Annotated in this window: 3 protein-coding genes; all 3 read right to left on the bottom strand. The window is 39.7% G+C overall.

All coding sequences use genetic code 11. The features are described 5' to 3' along the window. Window positions 1–423, bottom strand: a 423-nt coding sequence (locus VE944_RS09050; RefSeq protein ID WP_324975435.1) for an AsmA family protein, incomplete at its 3' end; no start/stop codon positions are given. A gap of 816 nt (window positions 424–1,239) precedes the next feature. After that, window positions 1,240–1,992, bottom strand: a complete 753-nt coding sequence (locus VE944_RS09055) for an SDR family oxidoreductase (protein WP_324975438.1) — start codon at window positions 1,990–1,992, stop codon at window positions 1,240–1,242. Between the two features lie 463 nt (window positions 1,993–2,455). After that, window positions 2,456–2,848 carry a hypothetical protein gene (locus tag VE944_RS09060; protein WP_324975441.1) on the bottom strand — a complete coding sequence of 131 codons (393 nt, stop codon included), beginning with the start codon at window positions 2,846–2,848 and terminating at the stop codon, window positions 2,456–2,458. Between the last annotated feature and the right edge of the window lie 110 nt (window positions 2,849–2,958).

Raw genomic sequence — 2,958 nt, forward strand, 5'->3', positions numbered from 1 at the left:
AACCCAGCGACCATCCTGATCCTGTTGGATGTAAACATTGGGTTGAATCAACGTGACATTTAATGCAAGTTTTCGGGTAAGGATGAGTTGTAAGGGCGAGAACTGCACATCTAAGGCTTTTGCTACTACCTGATCTGGATCGGTGGAAGTTGCTGGTATTGATAGAGAGCTAAATCTTAGACTATTTAGCGAAAAGCGTTCAACTTTTCCTACTTTTACTGGACGCCCAAGCAATTGTTCGAGATTTTGCTGTACTAATGGCGCTAAATCTTTATATATGTAGCTTCTAGCCCACCAAGCACCGACTGCAATTCCAACCAGCAAAACGACACCGAAAGCCAAACTGGTACGTCCTAACAGGAGGAGCCATAAACGACGATTAAATGGTTTCTGCTTATTTTCTGATTTTGGAGAGTGCGTCATTATCGTTACAGTACTTTTATCTGGAATAAGCCGAGAGACGGGCTAGAACCGCAAGGCAGAAGTCAAAAGGCTCTAAGTTTTGAGCTTTATGGCTGTAATAAAACGATAGGTTTATTTCCGCCGCCCTGTGCTAGTAGGAGTTGTATCAGCCAGTCACAAGCAATATAATATATCGAGTAACCAATTATTACCCGACATTAGTTTTTCTCGCCTTTCAATTTGGAGATTTAATCTAGAGTATGGTACTTAATTAGCAACTGACTTAATCTGAGCAGTAATTAAAGCTATTCTCTGCTTCACCTTTTGGAAGTTTATAGTCATCCAAATAGTTGTCTGACAAATTGTACCTCCTTTGTGTTAGACAAAGTAGATGAGTTAGTATGTTTTTTCTCACAATATATATATTGTGAACAACTATCTTTTGTATGAAGAATTGATATCTTAAGATAGATTTTACTTGCTTAAAGATTATTCCTCAGAGGTTGAACAAGAAAACATTGAATATTAGACTACTCCATGAAAACTCTTGTATATACAACAGTGTTTATAAAATTTAACTTTGTATAATCTTACCAAGTAGTGATGACTTTGTTATGGTTTGACTTTTCACGGGATATGAAAAAGTCAGAATTAGAGGGATAATGCTCAACTTTTTACAGAAGACGGCGAGAAAGGTCATTCCTTCAATGTATGGGATGAATCCCCATTCGCCGTCTTGCTCAATAGTTATCAGTATCGAGTGTACGAAAATCTTGAAACATTTACTAATGACTAATAACTAGAAATCCAATTGCTTCAAGGCGTGCGTGGGATGAGTTACCAAGCTATTGGTTCGCCAAGATGGAAAAAACCACCACTGGGGCCATCATTTGGCAATATCGCTAATTCAACACCAGTTTTCGCACCTGATGTGATGTCCATCATTGCACCTTCACCACCTAATTCGGTTTTTACCCAACCCGGATGAGCGCTATTAATCTTCACCGGAGTATTACGTAACTCATGAGCTAAATGAATCGTGAATGAGTTCACTGCTGCCTTAGAAGCATTGTAAGCAAATGGTTTGGAATCATAAATTAGTGAATTTGGGTCAGCATGAAGTGTTAATGAGCCTTCAATACTCGACATATTCACGATTCGACCGCTAGGGCTATTCAATATTAACGGCAATACTTGTTGTGTCAATTCAACTAAGCCAAAAAAGTTGGTGTTAAATGTCTGTCGAATAATGTCTATAGAAATAGAACTAGCATTACTGGTTAACCAGTCACCATCTAAAAACACACCAGCGTTATTGATCAAGACATCGAGTTTACCAAAAGAGTCACTAATCTGTTGAACGGCAGATTTAATTTGAGTACTATCATTGATATCCAGGGCAATAGGGTGAGCTATTATTCCTTCGTTTTCTAAGTGACTCGCTGCTGTTTTAGCTTGAGCTAAATTCCGAGCTGCTATGAGAATTGTCAACCCATGTTGCCCAAGCTGGCGACTCATTTCCAGCCCCAGGCCTTTATTTGCACCAGTAATCAAAGCCACTTTGTTCTTTAGTTCGTCCTGCACCATCATTAAGCACTCCTGTGTAGTGATGAATTTACGTCAGATTTCAGAACACGATGTTTAAACTGAGTTGAAATACTGGGTTAATCCTCTCACAAAGTCTCAACAAAAAGAACCTAGAAAAAAGGCTAGGTTTAGCAGGACACACTTATTGATAGAACAAAAAAGTAATTCACATTAAGATTATCCTGATGATCTTGACTATGCCGAAATTTATAGATAAAGTCTGCGTTGTCTGGTGAGTTAATTTCAAAAAAATTACGAATCTGACTTTTGACAGTATCTGGAAAACCTCTTTTCTATTTCTCTCTCCTCTTCGGCTACAGTGTACATACAAGCCGCAAAAACTTCATCTACCAAAGATTTGCAGTGAAGCAGCGCTGCGGGAGGGTTTCCCTCCGCAGGCGACTGCTGAACCCGTTCGCGTAGCGTCTCCGATAGGAGAAGGGTTCGTTACGCTGGCGTAACAAAGCTAAATTCTTGCAATCATGGCGTACGCAATTGTTATTTCGGGGTACGCAATTGTTATTTCGGGGTACGCAATTGTTATTTCGGGGTACGCAATTGTTATTTCGGAGTACTCATTTGTTATTTCGGCGTACTCATTTGTTATTTCGGCGTACCCATTTGTTATTTCGGCGTACCCATTTGTTATTTCGGCGTACCCATTTGTTATTTCGGGGTACCCATTTGTTATTTCGGGGTACTCATTTGTTATTTCGGCATACTCATTTGTTATTTCGGGGTACTCATTTGTTATTTCGGGGTACTCATTTGTTATTTCGGCATACTCATTTGTTATTTCGGCATACTCATTTGTTATTTCGGCATACTCATTTGTTATTTCGGCGTGTCCATAACGCACCCTACGAAACTACTAGAATTGAAACCTGTGCTGGTCATACTTGTGTGTACACGGTAGGCAAGCGAGGAGCTTGCTCTGATGTGGGAAAATAAGGCGATCGCTTGTAAAAC

Origin of the sequence: Nostoc sp., from assembly GCF_035638895.1 — a bacterium.
Taxonomy (GTDB): domain Bacteria; phylum Cyanobacteriota; class Cyanobacteriia; order Cyanobacteriales; family Nostocaceae; genus Nostoc.